This window comes from Flavobacterium hauense, assembly GCF_054457175.1.
In genome coordinates this window covers 39860-60706 of sequence record NZ_JBTKVX010000024.1, presented here as the reverse complement: position 1 = coordinate 60706, position 20847 = coordinate 39860, and the positions used below count along the sequence as shown (strand labels likewise).

Here is a 20847-nt window from a genome sequence, read left to right as displayed (position 1 = left end):
GAAATTAAAACTTTAGAATGGATACACTTGTACAGATTGCCCAATTGGTTCTCATGTTGTCAATACTTGTAGTACTACATGAATTTGGGCACTACATTACCGCAAAAATGTTTAAGGTAAGGGTAGAGAAATTTTACCTTTTTATGGATGCAGGATTTGCACTCTTCAAGAAAAAAATAGGTGAAACAGAATGGGGTATCGGATGGCTGCCAATAGGCGGTTATGTGAAGCTTTCGGGTATGATCGACGAAAGCATGGATACCGAACAGATGAAAAGCGAACCAAAACCTTGGGAATTCCGCTCTAAACCGGCCTGGCAGCGCCTTATCATCATGATGGGTGGTATTATTGTAAATATTTTACTGGCATGGTTCATTTATACAGTAGTATATTGTACTTACGGAAAGAAATATGTGGCTACCGAGATGGTACAGCGCGACGGACTTGCCTTTGGCCAGACCGGGCTTAATGTAGGTTTTAAAAACGGCGATAAGGTACTTAGTGTAGACGGTAAATACCAGGAACGTTTTGACAGGATGATACTTGATGTACTTCTTGGCGACGATATAAAAATTCAGCGTGACGGAAAGGAAATAGACCTTCACCTGACCGACGAAAATAAAAAAGAAATATTAGACAAGGAAGGCAGGGATTTCATGAACCCGATGGTGAATGCCACAGTAGTTGATTCTATTCCTGAGAAATCGCTTGTAGGTGATGCCGGACTTATGCTTGGTGATACTATTGTTGGTGTAAACGGCAAGCCTCTGGTATACAGGGCTCAGGTAGCTGAACAGGCTTATCTTAACAAAGGCCGTTCCATGACACTGAACATAAAGCGAAATGGTGCTCCGCTGGCAATAACAACTAAAGTATCTGAAGAAGGAAAGATCGGTGTTAATCACGTAGCCGTGGGTGACCCTAAATATACCGTAACCGAGCATTACAACTTCTTTACAGCAATCCCTAAAGCAATGGAAGAATCATATTTCCTGCTTGTGTATAACGTAAAACAGTTCAAACTTATCCTTCGCCCTTCGACAGGAGCATACAAACACGTAAAAAGTGTTGTAGGTATTGCGAGCAATATGCCTACTACATGGGATTGGGAATTTTTCTGGAAGTTTACAGCATTGTTCTCAATAGGTCTTGCATTCATGAACGTGCTTCCAATTCCGGGATTAGACGGGGGCCATGCCATATTTACCATCGCCGAAATGATTACCGGAAAAAAATTAAACGACAAAGCGGCAAGTGTAGTGCAGACAGTAGGTATGGTTATATTATTAAGTCTCATGGTGTTAACTTTCGGCAAAGATATCTACGATATTATAGCTCGAAAATTCTTTTAAAATTTTTCTGTTTTTGTTTGCAGAAACTAAAAATGGTTATATATTTGCACCGCAATAAAGGCATTACGCCAGTAAGCAAAAAGGTCTTTAAACATCTAGTAATTGTAACCTGAAAGGGTTGTAACCAAAATTACGAAACAATATACAGTTTCCTCCTTAGCTCAGTTGGTTAGAGCATCTGACTGTTAATCAGAGGGTCCTTGGTTCGAGCCCAAGAGGGGGAGCTTTCAAAGGCCATCAGCAATGATGGCCTTTTTTTTTAATGGCCTCGTAGTTCAACGGATAGAATGGGAGTTTCCTAAACTTTTGATCCAAGTTCGATTCTTGGCGAGGCTACAAGACCGGAAAGGAGTGATAAATCATCTCTTTTCCGGTTTTTTTTATCCTATAAACACTGTTAAACATAAACCTCGCCGCTTCGTTCACCCGAAAATTTCGACATTCATTTCCATCAAAACATATCTTTCAGGGAATATCGAACTAATTATTTCCCTTCTTGTCCTGATACTACCCTCCTGATATAAAACATCTAATCGCGAAAGCACTAATGACGCTGCATCTAAAGGTTTTGAGATAGTTCGAGAATTGTTCGACCTTCCATTTGCCTCTATAAGTTCGGCCTCAAGTCAGTTGACCTTATTTTCACATTCACTTTTTATCTCCTTGTATTCTTTGGATCAAGGTCATCCGATAATAATAGCTCAAAAAAGAACCAGCAATTGCTTCTAAATATTTAATCTTTGAAAAGTTTAACTATATAAGAACTCTTGTCAAGGATGATGACACAGACGACAAGAAGGCTACCTGTCTACAATTAAAAAGATTTCTAGGCTATCTAGCCACAGATTTTCTAACAACAGCGAATGATGAAGAGTTGAAAAATTACTTCAATGAATTAATGAGCAAATTTGATTCTGAATTAAAAGAGAAGGATATATTGGATACTAATATATTTTAAAACAAAACCTTCCAGCGCAACGTCAGGATTTGTTTTTGTATTATTTCAAGAGCATGCACCTTCAGGCATGCACTTTTAGCTGTATACTAACTTCAAATAGTCAATTATTTTTTCATAAAGAAGAAAAGCAAGTTATTGTGCGGCGGCAACTGCACGTACATAATGGCATAGGCTCATACTTCGCCTTGCCACCCTTCAGGAATTATAGCGCTCGGTTTGCCTTATCCGCGCAATGATTATAACGCTTTCTTTTTTTCTCTTTTTCTTTTGAAAAGTAATTTTTAAGATAAGTCATTCGTGACTTTATTCAAAGAGTAAATTTTGTTTGCAATAATCAAATTGTTTGCATTTAGCTCTCCGAAATTATTTTCCAATGCAGTGTGATTTAGAAAAAATCTGAGGGGATTGCCACGTGGTGCAATCGGCAAGATGAACGGTTCTATTACAATCGAATCTTGCCGCCCTTTCCTCGGAACTCGGGGGAGTGGACACTACTATGTCTTGCAGCATCTAAAATTTAAAAAACAGCAATTCTGGCGAAACCATTTAATAAAAAATAGCTTTCAAGTAATCAAAATCTTATTCAATCCATCAACTAAAAATACCCATTAGTAGGTATTTTTAGTTGATTTTTTTTGCATTATTTCGCAAAAAAATTAACACATTTTATTACGAAAAAATATACATCAATCAGCTGTGCATTTATAGCCGATCTAAAAACACTTCACGTTATGAAAAGCCTTTTCCTAGTTTTCTTTTTAATAGCAGCTTTATTCGACAGCAATGCACAAACAGTAAGTTTCGATTATGACAGTGCAGGTAATCAAGTTGCAAGATATGTCTGCGTAAATTGTAATGGCAGAATAATTAAGGATACAATAACTGTTACTGAAGCTACTATCGATTCTGATGAAATTCATCAATCGAAAATAGTCTACTATCCTAATCCAGTTCAGGAAGAATTAAATATTCAATGGATGAATGGTATTAATGCTTCAGTTTCGAGTATCGAAGTATTTTCCATGACTGGCCAATTGTTAGGTATTTATAACGGGTTAGAAAATTTACAATCTACTGCTATTGGGTTCGGAAACTACCCACAGGGATTTTATAACCTTACAATGTATTTTACCGACGGAAAAAAAGAAACAATTAAAGTCGTAAAAAAATAATTAATATTCCTTTCACCTACTATATGAAGTCCATTTATACTTTTTTTATTTCACTTTGTTTTACAATCGCCTTAGCGCAAGACAGAATACCGACATTTTATCCTGTTATGGTAAAATGTGTGGGAGATCCTGTATCACCTTTACCAACAACTTCCCTTGAAGGAATAACAGGTATATGGTCACCGGAAATATATAGCTACGGAGAATTTGTTTACACCTTCACTCCTAATCCCGGACAAAACGCTAAAGATGCATATATGCAGATTCTAATACCCGAACTTCTATTACCAAGTTTTAATGAGGTTCCCACTATTTGTGCAGGTGATTATTTGTATGAATTACCAACAGTTTCAAAGGAGAATATCACAGGGTTTTGGGAACCGGCATTAAATAATCTGGAAACTACTACATATACTTTTACCCCTTATCCGGGACAATGTGCCTCGCAATCAACACTGACAATTTCAGTTAATCCTGCACTCATACCGTCGTTCTCTGAAATATACTCTGTATCTATATGTAGCGGCACTTATTTAAATCCCTTGCCAACTACTTCCTTAGAAGGTGTAGAAGGATCCTGGAGTCCCCCACTGGACAAATATGCTACTACAACGTATACGTTTACTCCTAATCCTGGACAATGTGCAGATAATGTTCAGGTTACAATAGTTGTTAATTCTCCTATAACACCTTCTTTCGAAGACATTTTTCCAATTTGTTCAGAGAATGACATAAACGTATTACCGAGTGTCTCTCTTGAAGGGATATATGGGAGTTGGTCACCTGAATTTGATAGTAAAAATTCCACATTATACACCTTTTTAGCCGATGAAGGCCAATGTGCGGGAACCACTACCCTAAGATTGGACGTTATCACTAGCGATATCCCGACCTTTGAAGAAGTTCAACCAGTATGCTCAGGTGAGTACCTTTCGGAGTTGCCAACAGTCTCGCTCGAAGGAATTTCAGGGTCATGGTCTCCTGAATTGGATAATACCGCGACAACAACATATACGTTCACGCCAGACGCTGGACTATGTACATCGAATGCAACATTAACAATAGTTATTGATCCTAACATACCACATTTTGATGAGATATTACCAATTTGTTCAGGTGATAACCTTTCGGAACTAACAACCTCTTCACAAGAGGGAATAACAGGCTCATGGTTTCCCCCCAATGTAGACACCAAGCTGACAACAACTTACACGTTTACTCCGGACGAAGACCAGTGCGCTTCTCCTGCATTTTTAACAATTGTTGTTAATCAGTATGAAGCGGATTTTAAAAATCTAGCTATATGTAGTGGTACACCAATTGAAGAACTTCCTTCCCAGTCGCCAAATGGGGTATCTGGATACTGGAGAGAATTAGATGAAAGCTCATACATTTTTTATCCTGATGAAAATCAATGTGCACAAAACAATGTGGTTGTTAAAGTGATATCACCTATTAAACCAGAGTTTATAGAAGTCAGCCCAATCGAAGTTGGTGCTATGACAGATGATTTATTGCCCAATATATCATTAAATGGAATAGCTGGTGAATGGTCTCCTGAACTAAATAATACTGAAACTACTACATATACATTTACTCCGAGTCCAGGGCAATGTGCAGAGGCTATACAAATGAAAATTTTAGTGGCATCGGCTAGATTTAATTCTCCTTTAGACTATTCAGAAGAACAATCAGAAGGACTTGCTAACGTTGTTTCTCTTATAACCTCAGCTACGGGTAACTCTGGCGAAGTCGGCATCACATCGGGTGAGGTTTCAGTTTCTCCGTCTGGTGCAGGTTTGTATAATATCCCAATAAATGTACCCCCGGGAATCAAGGGAGTAGCCCCTCAAATCTCTCTATCATACAATAGCCAGTCAGGAATGGGTATTGCCGGATATGGTTGGAATTTAGGTGGTTTGTCCGCAATTACAAGGATACCATCGACAAAATTTCACGATGATATTATCGATCCGGTTGACTTTGATGACTATGATCGCTTCGCTCTTGATGGACAAAGATTGATATTAAAGACAGGTGTCTACGGAGGAGCTAATTCAACTTATGAAACAGAACAATTCTCCAATATCAGAATAACGTATACGGGTTCCCATTTTAAAGTCGAATATCCTGATGGCGCAGTAGCTTACTACGGTCAAACCGCTGATTCAAAAGCCGCTATAACATATCATATTACTTACTGGGAAAATTTGCAATCCTTACGTGTTACCTATAACTATACAAAATCAGTAAATCTATCATACATAAATACAATTAAATACGGCTCAAGGGGAACAACTACGCCTATAAATGAAATTAAGTTCAATTACACGAACAGAGTCAGAGAAGAACAATATTATATTGCTGGTGTAGATTTCAAGGACAATAAAATACTAGAGTCAATAAATATAAAAGGAAATAATGTTCCCTATAAAAATTATGTTCTGTCTTATGATCAGGCTCTCAAATATCATAGGCTGAAAAAGGTAACTGAAAAAAATGGAAACTCTTCCAAATCATACAACCCTACTACTTTTGAATATGAAAATGAAAACTTTTCCATAAATACTGTAAGATCAACGACTCCAAATTTTATTGATAACGTCCCTTTTCAGAACAGTTATGAGTACTTTACAAGTGGATTTTGGTTTCTGGATCCGGGAGGCTTACGATTTAAACCGAAGGATGTCATAAACGGTGATTTTGACGGTGATGGAGACCAGGATTTTATTTATAAGAAAAAATTGTATAGAAAAATTGATGATTCTGGGGCGCAACCAATTGTAGTAGACTTTGCTGGTTTAATTGATTACGACATATTTTCACAATTCCCTATTAGGACGTTAAGTAAAAAATCAGTTGGGACTTATCAGGTACTCAACAGGGATACTTGGTGTTTCGAAAAAATTAAAGAAATTGGTTCAGACACTACAACGCTCGAATTTCTCATCTATGGTAAAAATGAAAATGATGATAGTGTAACCAAATTATATTCAAAAGAAGTTACTGTCAAAGGTAGTACTCCTGAAGAGCTTACAGGCGATTTCAATGGTGACGGATTTACCGATCGATTACTTCTTAAGCACAACACAGCTTCTTCACGGGAACTTTACTTTGTAAATTTAGACCCAAGGATTTCAGTCGATTATATTAAAAATTTAGGTGTTATTCATAATGTATCTCCGAAATTTAACTTAGAAAAAGAGTCACATATTTATATTGCGGATATGAATGCCGATGGGAAATCTGATATTGTTGTATTTCAAGGCACTACAAATAAAATAGTTATTTATTCATTGGGTGATAATGATAATTTAATCACTTTATGGGAAACACCAATTAATTACTTAACTCCGAATAATAAAATATTTTACGAACAAATTCTTGTCCGAAGAATTTATGAGGAAACACATTCATTCATGTACAACATATACGATAAGTATTATTATGATCCGATTTTTGCCGATTTGAATGGAGATGGCAACACTGACATAGTTCTACGCGGGCTCGAAAGAAAAGTCCTAATATCTACAGGAGTAGGTCTAAAAAGTGAAGCTCTTCCAAATACATTTCCTCCTTCAAAAGAAAGTAACATATTTATACCGACCGATTTTGACAATGATGGGAAAACAAATATTGTTGCCTTTAGAAAGATCGGAAATAGCAAATGGACTGTAAATAATCTTTCAAGAACATATAATGGTACATGGACTTCATATTGGGATACCTTTACTAATAGTGATCCGTCTCATTGCAGTTCTACAATTACGGATATGCTGCCTTTTATGGTAAAAACAAGTAAAGTGTATACTGACCATCCACAGATTTTAGGTATGGAATGTCAGTATAAAGACGGTTGCTATAGAAATTTCAAAATAGGATTCTATACCAATATGAACTCCTGTTCAACTAATAAATCGCTACAAAAAATTACTTCTGGTAATGGAATGAGGGATTATTTATACTATGATCAGTTGGTACCTGGAGGCGTTTGTTATAAACCAGCAGGTCAAATAGAGAGTTATCCTAATTATGACATAGGAGGAAGCTCTACATTGAGGGCGGTGGAGCACATCTCAAAAGAGGTAACACCTGGATCATTTAAACATCAATTCTTTAGATATATGGGTGCCACAGCAAACAGCGAAGGTTTGGGCTTTCTTGGTTTCCGATCATTAATAAAAACGAACTGGTTTTCAGATGTAACTAAAGTTATATCAACAATAACTGTAAACGATATGTCCCTTAGAGGAAATCCTGTAATGAGTTTTTCAATAAATGGATTAGCGTCACCGGATAAAGTATTGTTACCAGGCGATCCATATATCAGTAAAACTTTATACACCTACAATAATAATTTGGCGCAGAATCCGCTCCAAAGTAACAAAGTGTTTAAACTTAGAAACACTTTCACTCAGATTTTTAACGGGTTAGAAGGGACTATAAATGATATTACTTCTACTTACGATGAATATAACCTAAAAAGTACTAAGACAGTATTACGAGGTAATGACTCACCTGTAAATAAAACAATTGAAGAGGTATATAGTTACGATAACCTGATATCATCACCTTATCTTATTGGTAGGCCTAAATCTAAATTTGTCACATCTAAACTTGGAAGTGATACGTCTGTAAATGAAGAAGTATACACTTTTGAAAATGATTTATTAAAGGAAACAAAACAGAGAAGTACAAACTCTGGAGTCGCTACAATTTACCTGACAGAGAAAAATAGTTATGATGTTTATGGAAATATAATAAATAAGACAATTTCTGCACCCAATCTAACTGATAGAATCAGTTTGTTCGAGTACGATGCGCAAACCCATAGATTCTTAACTAAGACAACCGATATGGTTGGATTGGAAACTGTTTTTACTTATAATTTAAGTACTGGACAATTACTTTCAGAGATTAGTCCTTCAGCAACTGGATTTCCTAAAAAAAATATATACAGTTATGATACATGGGGCAAACTGACAAATACTACAAATTATCTCGGAAATACTACGGTTCTTTCGTCTACTATAACATATAAAAATATTTCAGAAGGAGTTCAACAAAGCGTCTGGGCGAATGACGGCAGTGAAAGTAAAGTAATTCTTGACTATTCGGGGCGAAAATTACACGAATTAAATAAGAATATAAATAATAAGTGGTCCTGCATATCTACTCAATACGACTTCAACAATCAACCCTTAAAGATAAGTTTACCTTATTTTATCGAGGGTAATAACTACGGAAATTTTAAAGTATGGAATGAATTTCAATACGACCGTTACGGCCGGGTAATACAATCAAATAATTTAAAGACATCATCCTCTAATGGTAAACAGACTTTATATAGTTATACAGGTTTATCTGTTATGGAAAATGATGGACAAAAACAAAAAACAACTCTAAAAAACAATTATGGCAGCATTAGCCAGATTAGTGAGTCAGGGGGTGAAACCATAAATTATAAATATTTTGCAAATGGAAGCCTAAAATCGACAGAAACAGGGGGTGCAGAAACACTTATTGAACAAGATGGTTTCGGTAGGAGGAAAACTTTAATTGATCCATCTGCGGGAACATATAGATATATGTATACTAATTTCGGAGATCTTGTGTCTGAAGAGATAGAAGATAAAGGTATTACCGAATACGTCTTGGATAATTATGGAAGAATAACTGAGAAAAAAATAAAAGGTTATGGAAATGATATTACTGATAGCAAAATTCAGTACGGCTATAATAATTACAATTTGGTAAATTCAGTATTGTTGATAGATGAGGCTAATGATTATAGAATTAGTTACAGCTACGAATATGATAACTTTTTGAGACTAAAAAAAACCAGGGAAGCTAGAACATCAAGTGTAAATTCTAAAAAATTCTTTGATTTCCAAAGAGAATATTTGTATGATGGCTTCAGTCGAGCGGATAGAGAAAAGTACTATGCTAAAGATGTACGCACTGGGAAGTTGCTCGAAAAATGGATTAAAACATATTACAAGAATGGTTCTAAACACCAGTTGTTTGATATGTTGAATAGTACAACCGTCGGTAACACCAAACTTTGGCAAACAAATTTAACGGAACCGGGAGGAAGAGTTACCACCGCAACCTTAGGAAATAATGTCGAGATCTTGAATGCAATTGGCAATAATGGGATTCCCATTTTAACGGTACATAGCAAAGGGGCAAACAATGTAATTTTTTTACATACAATTTTTTCCGCTACGACAGGAAACTTGTCTTCAAGAAAGTATATGCTGGGTAACACAAATTGGAATGAAAACCTTTCCTATGATAGCTTTGACAGACTAACCGAATTTAAAAATAATGCCGGATATCAATCTCAGTTATATAATGCTAATGGAACTATTTCAAAAAATAATGCGGGTGCGTATGAATACCATGCGCAAGGTAAGCCTTATACTCAAACAGCTCTAAGTGGTTCAGATCCTGCAACATTAAATTTCTACAGGAATAACCGACAAGATATTGATTATAATGTATTTAATAGCCCAGTATCTATATCTCAAAATGAAACCGAGCGAATCAATTTTGAGTATAACGCATTTAACCAAAGAGCAGTGATGTACTATGGGAATCTGGAAGAAAATAAAAATGACAGAATTATGCGTAAATTTTACAGCTCTGATGGGAGTATGGAAGTGCGTAGAAGAACTGTATCAGGTAGTAATACAAATGAATTTACATTTTATATAGGAGGGGATGGTTATACAGCCCCGGTAGTATTCAGAGGAGATGGTAGTAACAAGGCATACTATTATCTACACAGGGATTATCAAGGTAGTATATTGGCAATAACTAATAGCACCGGAAATGTAATAGAACAGAGACTATTTGATGTATGGGGCAATGTAATCGGCTATAAGGGCACTAGCACCACGATTCCGACTTCTAGTACATCTCTATTCCTTGATCGCGGTTATACGGGCCATGAGCATTTGTTAGGGGTTGATCTTATAAATATGAATGGCAGAATTTATGATCCGAAATTACATCGTTTTTTACAGCCTGATGACAATATACAAGATCCAACAAATCCACAAAATTTTAATAGATTTGGCTACTGTTTAAATAATCCGACCAAGTACTCAGATCCAACTGGAGAATGGTGGGATATAGCTCTAGGCTTTGTGTTCTCCGCTTATGTACATGGAGCGCAAGCTACAGGCCAGGCTAATCCGTTGAAATGGAATGCGGGACAAATTATCAATGCAGTAGGAGCCCCTGCATCTCAAGTATTATCGCTGGGAGCAACTAATTTTGCAAACGCATATGTAGATAATTATAATAAAGAATCGCTGCTGAGTGGCACAGTTGGAAGTATACCTGTAGATTACTCTTTTATTAAAGTAGATTACTCTTGGAGCCAGCTAAAAAGCGACTATCTCCGCATGGGACGTAGGGCTGACTCGTGGGCTGAAGGAGAAGGAGGACAAGCTTTTGGTCAATTTGTAGCAGGGATGAACCCTATAATAAGTGGTTACAATGCTTATTTAGGAGTGACGGAAGGTAAAGACATGTATGGTAACGAGATGGATAATGGAGATACTGCTCTTACAATAGCAAGTCTAATTCCATATGGAAAGTTTACCAAATATCTTAAATTTGGAAGTTTTACTGACGATGCTTTGAAAATGGGAAATGATTTTGCAGAAGCGATTAAATTTTCAACTTCATCCAAATCTTTAAAATACGCTAGAAACTACACTATTTATAATTCTAAAGGAGAACTTTATAAATTTGGTGTAAGTGGTGCTGATCTAGTTAGGTATAACAGGTCTTTAAAACAAGCTGGACCTGGAGCTTATGGTAAATATTCAGATGCAATTTATAAATATCAAGCTCATATAAATGAAAAATATTTAAGAAGTTTGCATTATAATTCTACAGGACAATATACCATACCTGGGATGAAAATCCCTTATCCAATTGATTTTGCTACAGGAAGACCAATAAAACCATAAATTATGAATATAGAAAGGACTCTGTTTTGGTTTAATGATAAAGAATCACTTATAAATATCAATGATGATTTTTTTGGAATAGGCATTTTATTGAATAGATTATTGAATGAAATTTATAACGGGAAAAAAATTAAATTTATAAATATTGAATTTAATACCGAAGAAACGTATAATTTATACCCTATTATGCCAAAGGATAGTCCATATTATTATGGTGGACATTTAACCTATTATGGAATATTTGACTTATCTGAATTTAATACGCTAAGCATAGAAGGAAAAACTAAATACATTTGGGATAAAGCGTATCATTATCTTACTAAATCAGCTGAAGAAATGAAGAATAGAGATTTGTTGGAAGCCGCGAAATATGCTTACAATAAAGGTTTAAAAATCGGTCTTAATCCAGATTACAGAATTGTGGAAACTGATGTAATTATTTCCGGCGAAACTATAAAAGCAGCAGTCTGGATAAATTTTAAAGAAGATGGCATGTATTCTACCTTTACGCTAGAAAAAGAAGGATTTATAATTTTTGAAAAGAACATCGACAAGACGAAGAAAGGAATAGAATTTTTCTTAGAGATGTATAAAGCAATAAGTTTTGAGAATAATATTTTTATAGTTAAAGGAAGAAAAGATGTAGAATATCTTCCTTTAAAGATTTCTTTAAAAGAAAATATTTTAAAATAACTACTGAAAGAGGAAAAGACAAAATATTTATTTTATCTAGATAAGCAATCACTCCAGGTATCTTGCTCTTAGAGGCTTTGCCTAAACTGGTAAAGTAAATTTCGCGCTATCGTTTTTTTGATGAATGTCGAGAAAATAAAGTGAATATGAAAGGTGAAAATTTATATACATAAGTAGAAGAATTATTAAGCGAGCTTTATAAAAATAAGAAGTCAACAACAGAAAGTACTAAAACTTATATGATGAGATTTTTAAAAAAAAAGTGGCTTACAAGGTGATTCCATAGTACAATTTGAATATGGGCAACAATTCGAAGAGTATATTTTTTTTATGTAGATTCGAACTACGATGCAAAAAAATGTTTCTTTTTGTAGTCAAATATTTTTTGATACATATAATGTCCCTTCCTGAAATAAGTCGCCTTTTATGTCAACTTATTTCAGGAAGGGACATAGATTTGGCTACTGTTTAAATAATCCGAACAAGTACTCAGATCCAACTGGAGAATGGTGGGATATAGCTCTAGGCTTTGTGTTCTCCGCTTATGTACATGGAGCGCAAGCTACAGGCCAGGCTAATCCGTTGAAATGGAATGCGGGACAAATAATCAATGCAGTAGGAGCCCCTGCATCTCAAGTATTATCGCTGGGAGCAACTAATTTTGCAAACGCATATGTAGATAATTATAATAAAGAATCGCTGCTGAGTGGCACAGTTGGAAGTATACCTGTAGATTACTCTTTTATTAAAGTAGATTACTCTTGGAGCCAGCTAAAAAGTGACTATCTCCGCATGGGACGTAGGGCTGACTCGTGGGCTGAAGGAGAAGGGGGACAAGCTTTTGGTCAATTTGTAGCAGGGATGAACCCTATAATAAGTGGTTACAATGCTTATTTAGGAGTGACGGAAGGTAAAGACATGTATGGTAACGAGATGGATAATGGAGATACTGCTCTTACAATAGCAAGTCTAATTCCGTATGGAAAATTTACCAAATATCTTAAATTTGGAAGTTTTACTGACGATGTAACAAAGGGAATTAGTTCATTGTTTAAAGGTAAAACATTCCAACAGTACAAAGCTATGAGAGGCGGGACAGAAACGCTAGCTATGATAGAAACTAGTACTGGTATACAAAGAATAAGTACTGAATTTCATCATGTTTTCATCAGCCAACGTATGCAAAAAGCATACAATATCCCTAACTTTGCTGTTAATAATAGAATAAATGTCTGGAAATTAAATACCATTCAACACTCACTAATTGATCCCTATAGATATAATTTTTTGAGAGCAGGTATTAAACCTCAGGTTGGATGGTTTAATGAATACAATTGGTTTACAAAATTTTAAATATAATTATATGTTTGGATTATTTAAAAGAACTAAAATTGAGATTTGGGAAATTCAATTACTAAAAAAAGCATTAGAAAAGCTACCAAAAGAATATTCCAGTTTAATAGATCAAATTAATGATGGTCTGCTTAAGGGAGTATTAATACACGCTAGTGATATCAATGGTTATATCGCTTTTACATATAATTCTAATGTACTAAAAAAATATGAAATAAAAAATGAGTCCGGTTTTAAATTAGGCAACATTAGAGTATTCGATAAAAAGTCTTTAAGATTTTTAATATTGACTATATATGTATCTAGTGGGACTATTAATGGATATGCCTTGACAGGGGGAAAAAAATATGATCTTGACTTAAACAATTTAGATATTTCCTCCTTGAAAAAAGAATATAATGTAAATTATGATTACAAACAAATTTTAAATATTCTTGATGTAAACGAAAGGGAGCTTATTAATTCATCCAATATTTATTCGGTTTATTTAGGGGATAAAGAATTTTTTAACATAAGAGAGTTAGAAGATGGAAATTTTGTTGGCATGGATAAAGAGAATAATATATATAAAATTACTCATGATCCATTTGAAACAACTATCATAGAAAGGAATAAGCTAATCGACATTCTTAATGGGAAACTAGATCTTAATTAATTTAAAGTTAGCTATGGTTCCAACATTCTCAATCTTATTCAAATAAAAATGTGTCATTGTAAGGAAGAATCTATACATACGAGATACGTATTTTAAATCAAAAAGTTCGAATTTAATTCATCCAAGGCTACAAGACCCGCTTCATGCAAATGGAGCGGGTTTTTTGTTTACAACAATAATCCTTACTGAACTTTTGATCCAAATTCCCCCGATAGCTATCGGGGTTGGCGAGGCTACAACAAAAGCCGCACAGTAATGTGCATGTAACTCATTATAAACCTAAAACCGCTATTTTCCTACTCAAAACACTGAATTACAACATAATATTAACATTTATTGTTATACATAGGCTTTTAAATTATAGTAATTTTATGACTAATAATTTTAAAAAGTCCTTTTATGAGCATCGATACTTCAAAATTCGACAAGGCACTAAAAGCTTCGGCACAATATGGAAAGGTAGATCACCAACCCGATTCAAGCAAAGAGGTACAGCGCAATACCCCAGAAAAGACAATGCCTTTTTCAGACCAGATTGGCAATTACCAGCGTAATAAAGCCATTCCCATAAAATCATTTGATAACAGCAAAGTGTATATTATAGGCAGTGGCATTGCCGGAATGTCGGCAGCCTACTATTTTATGCGTGACGGAAGGATTCCCGGTGAGAACATCATATTTATAGACCAGGCACATGTTGAAGGAGGGTCGCTTGATGGTGCCGGAAATGCCGAACAGGGTTTCATCATCCGCGGTGGCCGTGAAATGGATATGACCTATGAAAACCTATGGGATATGTTCCAGGATATTCCGGCATTCGAACTTCCTGAGCCCTACAGCGTACTCGACGAATACCGCTTGGTAAACGATAACGACCCTAACTTCTCTAAAGCAAGGCTTATTCATAACAAAGGCGAAATAAAGGATTTCAGCAAATTCGGGCTTAATAAAAAAGATCAGCTGGCCATCGTTAAACTGCTCATGAAGAAAAAAGAAGAGCTTGACGACCTGACCATACAGGATTATTTTAGCGAATCTTTCCTTGACAGTAACTTTTGGTTCTTTTGGCGTACCATGTTTGCTTTCGAGAACTGGCACAGCCTGCTGGAGTGCAAGTTATACATGCACCGCTTTTTACACGCTATAGACGGTATGAAAGACTTTTCGTGTCTTGTTTTCCCTAAATACAACCAGTACGACTCGTTTATAACACCTTTGAGAAGATACCTTGTAAGCAAAGGGGTTCAGATACGTCTCAACACCCTTGTAAAAGATCTTGACATTCATAGCAACACCGACGGAAAGGCAGTAAAAGGCATAATTACTGAACAGGAAGGAATTGACGGCATGATACCGGTAGGCAAAGATGATTATGTTATCGTGACCACCGGATCAATGACGGAAGATACTTTTTATGGTACCAACACAACAGCACCAATAGCCGGCATAAACAATGATGATAGCGGATTGAGCGACGGTTGGAAACTATGGAAAAACCTTGCGGCAAAATCACCCGTATTTGGCAAGCCCGAAAAATTCTGCAGCGACATCAAAAAATCGTCATGGGAATCGGCAACGCTAACCTGCAGGCCATCGGCATTTGTAGAGAAACTCAAACAATTATCGGTAAACGACCCCTATTCAGGCAGGACCGTAACCGGAGGCATCATTACCATTACCGATTCTAACTGGTTAATGAGCTTTACCTGCAACAGGCAGCCCCACTTCCCTACACAGCCCGACGACGTGCTGGTAATATGGATTTATTCCCTGTTTATGGATAAGGAAGGAAACTACATAAAGAAAACAATGCCTGAATGTACCGGGAATGAACTTTTGGCAGAACTTTGCCATCATTTAGGCATTATAGACCAACTGGACAATGTAATAGACAACACAATAGTTCGTAGTTCGTTCATGCCATATATCACCTCCATGTTTATGCCAAGAGCAAAAGGTGACCGCCCTAGGGTAGTGCCTGAAGGATGTACTAATTTGGGGTTGGTAGGCCAGTTTGTAGAAACCAACAACGATATCGTATTTACGATGGAAAGCTCGGTACGTACTGCAAGGATTGCCGTATACCACCTGCTGAACCTCAACAAGCAGGTTCCGGATATCATTCCGCTGCAATATGACATTCGCCACTTACTAAAAGCGGTGCAGTCATTAAACGATTACCAGCCTTTTCCGGGTGAGGGTATTTTGAGAAGAGTACTTAAAGGAACCTATTTTGAGCATGTGCTAGCCGAAAATGAGCAGGAACACGAAGAGCACGAATCATTTTTCATGGAGCAAGTCGGTAAATTCCAGGACTGGATAAAAGGACTTAAACACTAAAAAAAGAAAGAGGCCATTGGCCTCTTTCTCGTCTTCAGATGTATGTGGGTTTGTTAAGCCGCAACTTCTTTTATAAATTCGCCGGTGCTTTTAAAATAAGCAGCAACGTTTTTACCATCTTTGGTCAGTACAAATTTATAATCGGTACCATCCTGGGCTTTAAGTGCTTCTACAAGTTCAAAGCCTTTGTATTTTGCGACAGCCTGTTTTAATACTTCAGGAGCAATCTCATCTTGTTTAATCTTGGCATATTCTTTCTCCTGGTTAGGTGTTTGTGATACCTGTGCAGGAGTCGCTGTTGTAGTTACCGGTTGTGTAGTTTGTACAGTTTCTGTTTGTGCGCTTGCCGCAAGTCCTAAAACTAATGCAGCTGCTAAAAATAAATTCTTCATAATGTGTTCTTTTTCAATATTGTAATGCATAAGAATATGAAAGAATCATACCAATCAGCCCAGAAAATACATAAACAACTAATTTACAGGAATTTATACGTTTCCGATATTTTAAATTTTTGTGAGGAATTCCACATTTTTTGGGGATAAGTCCACATAATTCGCTGCATTTTGTACCTTTCTGATGAAATTCAGTCCCATGAAAACACATCATTATAACACTACAGTAAACTGGACAGGCAATTCCGGTAAAGGCACAGAAAATTATAAGGCATACACCCGTGACTACACTATTGCTGCCAACGGAAAACCCGAAATAAACGGCTCATCTGATCCTGCATTTCTCGGAGATCACACCCGCTACAATCCCGAAGAGCTATTGCTGGCATCATTATCTTCCTGCCACATGCTTTGGTATCTGCATTTATGTTCTGAAGCAGGCATAATTGTTACTTCCTATATCGACAGAGCCCAAGGCACCATGGCCGAAACTCCCGATGGCAGCGGGCATTTTACCGGTGTTACGCTAAAGCCTGACGTAATTGTAGCCAATGCTTCAATGATCTCCAAAGCAAACGAACTGCATCATAAAGCTAATACGATGTGCTTTATAGCCAACTCCTGTAACTTCCCTGTACTGCACGAACTGTCGTGCATTGCCGAAAAATAAAAAAGCCCCTTAAAAGAGGCTTTAGCACTATTGGGTTTTAGCTATTAATGTATAAAAAAGATATTCGTTATGATTGCTGTTACACTCAGGGCAACACTAAAGAGTAAAGTGTTGAACACTACTTTAGGTGTCATTTGGGCCAAAACCGTTCCGTTGAAAATGCTACAAAAGATTACCACAAAGAACAGCTGAACCATCTGTAAAGGTGAGTTACCGTGTTGAAGTATCAGCATGGCGGCAAAACCACCAAGCCCACTCTGCAGTAAAACTGCCAGTGTACTAAATCCCATGAAACCCCTTGTGTATGTGTCTAGATATTTTTGATATGTGCTCATGACTAAAAGTGTATTTAAATTTATAATACAAATTTACAATACTGGTTATCATACAATTATGACATTTATCATATTCTGTTATTTTTGTTTGTATATATTAAATACCAAAAGCAAAACCCCGCTGCTAACGGGGCTAAGGAGCTAGTTTAAAGTAAAACTCTGGGGGCCGAACTCTTCGTAGAAGATATTTGCCTTGTCCACATTAAGGTTAATGAGCGACTGGTATTGTGTTTTAATGAATAGTTCCGGTCCGCAGATGTAATAATGGGCATTTTCAAGCAATATGGCTTCTTTGCAATGGTTCAGGTCTACCCTTCCTGTTATTACGTTTTCTGAATTACCCTCAGGATTTTCATTAAACAAGTATGTCTCCAGCCAGTCTCCTTCTTGTTCGATTGTGCTCACCACATCTTTAAAGGCATGTACAGCAGCATTTCGATAACCATGCACCCAAATGGTTTTGTTTTGGGCATTATTCTTATTGGTTTCCAGCATGCTAAGCATTGGTGTTACTCCAATACCACCGCTTATCAGTACAATTGGGGTGCCTGCAGGTTTTAAAGAAAAGATACCCGCAGGTGCCGAAAGCATTACGGTATCACCCTCTTGCTTTTTGTGCATTGTATTCGACACCATTCCTGCCGGATTCTCTCCTATAGCGGCTTCCTTTTTTACCGATATCCTGTAATATTCAGGGCTATGTGCGCCCGAAAGGCTATACTGCCTCGGCTGTCTTAATCCCAATTCTTCAACAAAAACCTGCACGCTTATATACTGCCCGGCTTTATAATCAGCTATTGGGTTGCCATCCGAAGGATATAAATAGAAGGATTTAATTTCTGCCGATTCCTCTGCTATCTCCTTTATGGTAAATTCCCTCCAGCCGTTCCATCCCCCAGGTGTTTCAATATTGGTTTTATACATTTCCTGTTCCAGTCCGGTCATAATCGCTGCAAGTTCGTTGTAGGCCACAGTCCAGGCTTCAAGTAATTCCGGTGTGGCAGCATCGCCCAGCACCTCGCTTATGGAAGCGATAAGATTTTCGCCTACAATGGCATACTGTTCCGGTTGTATGTTCAGGCTTACGTGCTTGTTGCCTATTCCTTTGAGCACATCGATAAGTACCGCCGGGTTGTCTATATGTTGGGCATAAGCCAGTACAGCTCCTGCAAGAGCTTCTTTTTGGCGGCCGTTGGCCTGGTTGCCCATGTTGAATGTTTCTTTAAGTTCGGGATTTCGGCTTAGCATTCTCTTGTAAAAATGTGCCGTGAGTACCGCACCTGCAGCCTGTAATGTAGGCACGGTAGCGGTAACCAGTTCTTTCTGTCTGCTGTTCATGTTGTATATTTAAAATTATGGGTGGATAAAGAATATATTGGCTATAAGAATAATGGTGTTTATAAACACGCTCGCAAGCAGCAGGTTAAAAACAACTTTGGGTTTTTGCTGAGACAATACGCTACCGTTAAAGATCATACACAGTATAACAACAAAGAACAACTGCACCATCTGGGCGGGAGAAGTTCCGTTTTTCAAAACATACATTGCTACGGCAGAACCCCAACAACTCTGGAATAAAATAGCAATGGTGTTAAAACCTATGTAACCCCTTGCATAATTGTCTAAATATTTTTGATAAGTGCTCATGACTAAGTGTATTATAATTTATATACACAAAGTTATGGCGGGTGTAAGGGTGGGGTTTATGACCTACATCATAAGAAGAAAAATTATCTGAAAATTTTTCTGTCGGTAATGGTCAGGAAGCCTTTTTTCTCTAAAGTCTTTATGGCACGAATCACGGTTTCCACGCGCAGACCGGTAAGGTCGGCTATCTGCTGGCGGGTTAATGCTACCTTGTATTGTTCTTCCGGCTTAAGGCCAACAATCTCTTTAAAATAGTCGATAAGCTTAATAATGCGGTGCTCGGCATCCTGAGATGATAGCTCCGATGCCATTATCGATTTAAAATAAAGGCGCTGCGAAAGCGCAACACTCATGGCAAGATTAACGTCGGGATTTTTGCGAAGCATCTCAAAGAAAGCTTCTTTAGACATTAGCAGCACTTCGGCATCGGTAATGGCTTCGGCATTCGCCGGATAAGGTTTGTCAATAAAGAGTGGCGGTTCACCAAAACTCATTCCCGGGGTAAATATCCCCTGAATAAACTCCTTGCCCTCATCGTTAAAATTATTCATCTTTACCTCGCCGGCAGTTACCTGATAGTAGTATTTAGGCTTTTCTCCTGCATAAAAAAGTGTCTCCCCTTTTTTAATGTGGAGTTTGCGGGCACCAAATTCTAACAGTACACTTTCGTTTATCATGGGTAAAGATTAGTGAGGTAAAGGTAAAAATAAAAGCCGCTTTATGGCGGCTTTTATTGTAATTGATTGATGATGAACTCAGTATTATGGCCTTTCCCAGAAATAAGGTGGCTCAATGCCCAACGCACGCAGGTATACATACCCCTGTCCGCGGTGGTGTATCTCATTATCTATAAAGTATAATAACGTTCCGTATACAGGACCCGGATATTGTCCGAATGCGATGGTCGTTTCCTGAAAACGTTCCGGAGTCATTTGTACCCAAAGCGTATCTATTACTTTAGTTGTCTCGTCCCAAAGAGCCAGCAGGTCTTCTTTAGTTGTTGGCATGCCTACACCTGAGTGATGCGGCAGGTCGGCCATGTCTTTCCATACATTTGTTACAAGCCCAAGTATGCCCGGATTAGAAAGGTCGATTATTTCCATTGCCAGCTGAGAGAACGTCCTCATCCCCCCTATGGCGAATGTAAAGAGTTCTTTTTCAGGAAAAGCCTCAATTGTTCTGCGGGTAAGCGCTCTGTGCCCCTGCCAGTGTTTTAATAATGCTTCTGAAGAAATTACTGTTGATGTTGCTGTTTTAGTTTCCATAATTTTAAATTTTAAATGTTTGATGAT

At 37.1% G+C, this 20847-nt stretch carries 14 protein-coding genes and 2 tRNA genes; 10 read left to right on the top strand and 6 right to left on the bottom strand.

Features of this window, described 5'->3' with window-relative positions; genetic code table 11:
- Positions 1-17 precede the first annotated feature (17 nt).
- The 9 genes from rseP to ACX0HA_RS15400 all read left to right on the top strand — a co-directional run bounded on the left by rseP (position 18) and on the right by ACX0HA_RS15400 (position 16511).
- Entirely contained in the window at positions 18-1352 is a 1335-nt protein-coding gene (gene rseP, locus ACX0HA_RS15440; RefSeq protein ID WP_458846201.1) for an RIP metalloprotease RseP, read from the top strand.
- Positions 1353-1502: 150 nt separating this feature from the next.
- A tRNA-Asn gene (locus ACX0HA_RS15435) sits at positions 1503-1576 on the top strand.
- Between the two features lie 40 nt (positions 1577-1616).
- Positions 1617-1688: transfer RNA gene (locus ACX0HA_RS15430), tRNA-Arg, on the top strand.
- Between the two features lie 1353 nt (positions 1689-3041).
- Complete coding sequence (locus ACX0HA_RS15425; RefSeq protein WP_458846200.1) at positions 3042-3482, top strand: T9SS type A sorting domain-containing protein; 441 nt, start codon at positions 3042-3044, stop codon at positions 3480-3482.
- Positions 3483-3505: 23 nt separating this feature from the next.
- A complete protein-coding gene (locus ACX0HA_RS15420; RefSeq protein ID WP_458846199.1) occupies positions 3506-11470 on the top strand; it encodes an RHS repeat-associated core domain-containing protein in 7965 nt (2654 codons plus the stop codon).
- Positions 11471-11473: 3 nt separating this feature from the next.
- Positions 11474-12163: a hypothetical protein gene (locus ACX0HA_RS15415; protein WP_458846198.1), complete on the top strand. Its 690-nt coding sequence runs from the start codon at positions 11474-11476 to the stop codon at positions 12161-12163.
- A gap of 426 nt (positions 12164-12589) precedes the next feature.
- Positions 12590-13516: a hypothetical protein gene (locus ACX0HA_RS15410; RefSeq protein ID WP_458846197.1), complete on the top strand. Its 927-nt coding sequence runs from the start codon at positions 12590-12592 to the stop codon at positions 13514-13516.
- Between the two features lie 10 nt (positions 13517-13526).
- Complete coding sequence (locus ACX0HA_RS15405; protein WP_458846196.1) at positions 13527-14171, top strand: hypothetical protein; 645 nt, start codon at positions 13527-13529, stop codon at positions 14169-14171.
- Between the two features lie 399 nt (positions 14172-14570).
- Positions 14571-16511, top strand: a complete 1941-nt coding sequence (locus ACX0HA_RS15400) for an oleate hydratase (RefSeq protein WP_458846195.1) — start codon at positions 14571-14573, stop codon at positions 16509-16511.
- 53 nt (positions 16512-16564) lie between these two features.
- On the opposite strand, the gene ACX0HA_RS15395 is transcribed toward ACX0HA_RS15400, so the two are convergent.
- Positions 16565-16903 carry a hypothetical protein gene (locus tag ACX0HA_RS15395; protein ID WP_458846194.1) on the bottom strand — a complete coding sequence of 113 codons (339 nt, stop codon included), beginning with the start codon at positions 16901-16903 and terminating at the stop codon, positions 16565-16567.
- Between the two features lie 199 nt (positions 16904-17102).
- On the opposite strand from ACX0HA_RS15395, the gene ACX0HA_RS15390 reads away from it, so the two are divergent.
- The gene (locus tag ACX0HA_RS15390) at positions 17103-17573 is read left to right on the top strand and encodes an OsmC family protein (protein ID WP_458846193.1); all 471 of its coding nucleotides are present in this window, start codon (positions 17103-17105) and stop codon (positions 17571-17573) included.
- A gap of 44 nt (positions 17574-17617) precedes the next feature.
- Here the strand turns inward: ACX0HA_RS15390 and ACX0HA_RS15385 are convergent, their stop codons facing one another.
- The 5 genes from ACX0HA_RS15385 to ACX0HA_RS15365 all read right to left on the bottom strand — a co-directional run bounded on the left by ACX0HA_RS15385 (position 17618) and on the right by ACX0HA_RS15365 (position 20820).
- Complete coding sequence (locus ACX0HA_RS15385) at positions 17618-17863, bottom strand: hypothetical protein (protein ID WP_458846192.1); 246 nt, start codon at positions 17861-17863, stop codon at positions 17618-17620.
- 186 nt (positions 17864-18049) lie between these two features.
- Positions 18050-19246: an NO-inducible flavohemoprotein gene (gene hmpA / locus ACX0HA_RS15380; RefSeq protein WP_458846191.1), complete on the bottom strand. Its 1197-nt coding sequence runs from the start codon at positions 19244-19246 to the stop codon at positions 18050-18052.
- 15 nt (positions 19247-19261) lie between these two features.
- The gene (locus ACX0HA_RS15375) at positions 19262-19555 is read right to left on the bottom strand and encodes a hypothetical protein (RefSeq protein WP_458846190.1); all 294 of its coding nucleotides are present in this window, start codon (positions 19553-19555) and stop codon (positions 19262-19264) included.
- Positions 19556-19638: 83 nt separating this feature from the next.
- Positions 19639-20232 (bottom strand): Crp/Fnr family transcriptional regulator, encoded by a 594-nt coding sequence (locus ACX0HA_RS15370; RefSeq protein ID WP_458846189.1) that lies wholly within the window; start codon positions 20230-20232, stop codon positions 19639-19641.
- Between the two features lie 84 nt (positions 20233-20316).
- Positions 20317-20820, bottom strand: a complete 504-nt coding sequence (locus ACX0HA_RS15365; RefSeq protein WP_458846188.1) for a DinB family protein — start codon at positions 20818-20820, stop codon at positions 20317-20319.
- Positions 20821-20847 lie beyond the last annotated feature (27 nt).

Bases quoted from the DNA above. Each gene is read 5' to 3' on its own strand.
- ACX0HA_RS15415 (WP_458846198.1), top strand. From the start codon at position 11,474: ATGAATATAGAAAGGACTCTGTTTTGGTTTAATGATAAAGAATCACTT.
- rseP (WP_458846201.1), top strand. From the start codon at position 18: ATGGATACACTTGTACAGATTGCCCAATTGGTTCTCATGTTGTCAATA.
- ACX0HA_RS15400 (WP_458846195.1), top strand. From the start codon at position 14,571: ATGAGCATCGATACTTCAAAATTCGACAAGGCACTAAAAGCTTCGGCA.
- hmpA (WP_458846191.1), bottom strand. From the start codon at position 19,246: ATGAACAGCAGACAGAAAGAACTGGTTACCGCTACCGTGCCTACATTA.
- ACX0HA_RS15425 (WP_458846200.1), top strand. From the start codon at position 3,042: ATGAAAAGCCTTTTCCTAGTTTTCTTTTTAATAGCAGCTTTATTCGAC.
- ACX0HA_RS15405 (WP_458846196.1), top strand. From the start codon at position 13,527: ATGTTTGGATTATTTAAAAGAACTAAAATTGAGATTTGGGAAATTCAA.
- ACX0HA_RS15410 (WP_458846197.1), top strand. From the start codon at position 12,590: ATGTCAACTTATTTCAGGAAGGGACATAGATTTGGCTACTGTTTAAAT.
- ACX0HA_RS15365 (WP_458846188.1), bottom strand. From the start codon at position 20,820: ATGGAAACTAAAACAGCAACATCAACAGTAATTTCTTCAGAAGCATTA.
- ACX0HA_RS15385 (WP_458846192.1), bottom strand. From the start codon at position 17,863: ATGGGATTTAGTACACTGGCAGTTTTACTGCAGAGTGGGCTTGGTGGT.
- ACX0HA_RS15395 (WP_458846194.1), bottom strand. From the start codon at position 16,903: ATGAAGAATTTATTTTTAGCAGCTGCATTAGTTTTAGGACTTGCGGCA.
- ACX0HA_RS15420 (WP_458846199.1), top strand. From the start codon at position 3,506: ATGAAGTCCATTTATACTTTTTTTATTTCACTTTGTTTTACAATCGCC.
- ACX0HA_RS15390 (WP_458846193.1), top strand. From the start codon at position 17,103: ATGAAAACACATCATTATAACACTACAGTAAACTGGACAGGCAATTCC.
- ACX0HA_RS15375 (WP_458846190.1), bottom strand. From the start codon at position 19,555: ATGAGCACTTATCAAAAATATTTAGACAATTATGCAAGGGGTTACATA.
- ACX0HA_RS15370 (WP_458846189.1), bottom strand. From the start codon at position 20,232: ATGATAAACGAAAGTGTACTGTTAGAATTTGGTGCCCGCAAACTCCAC.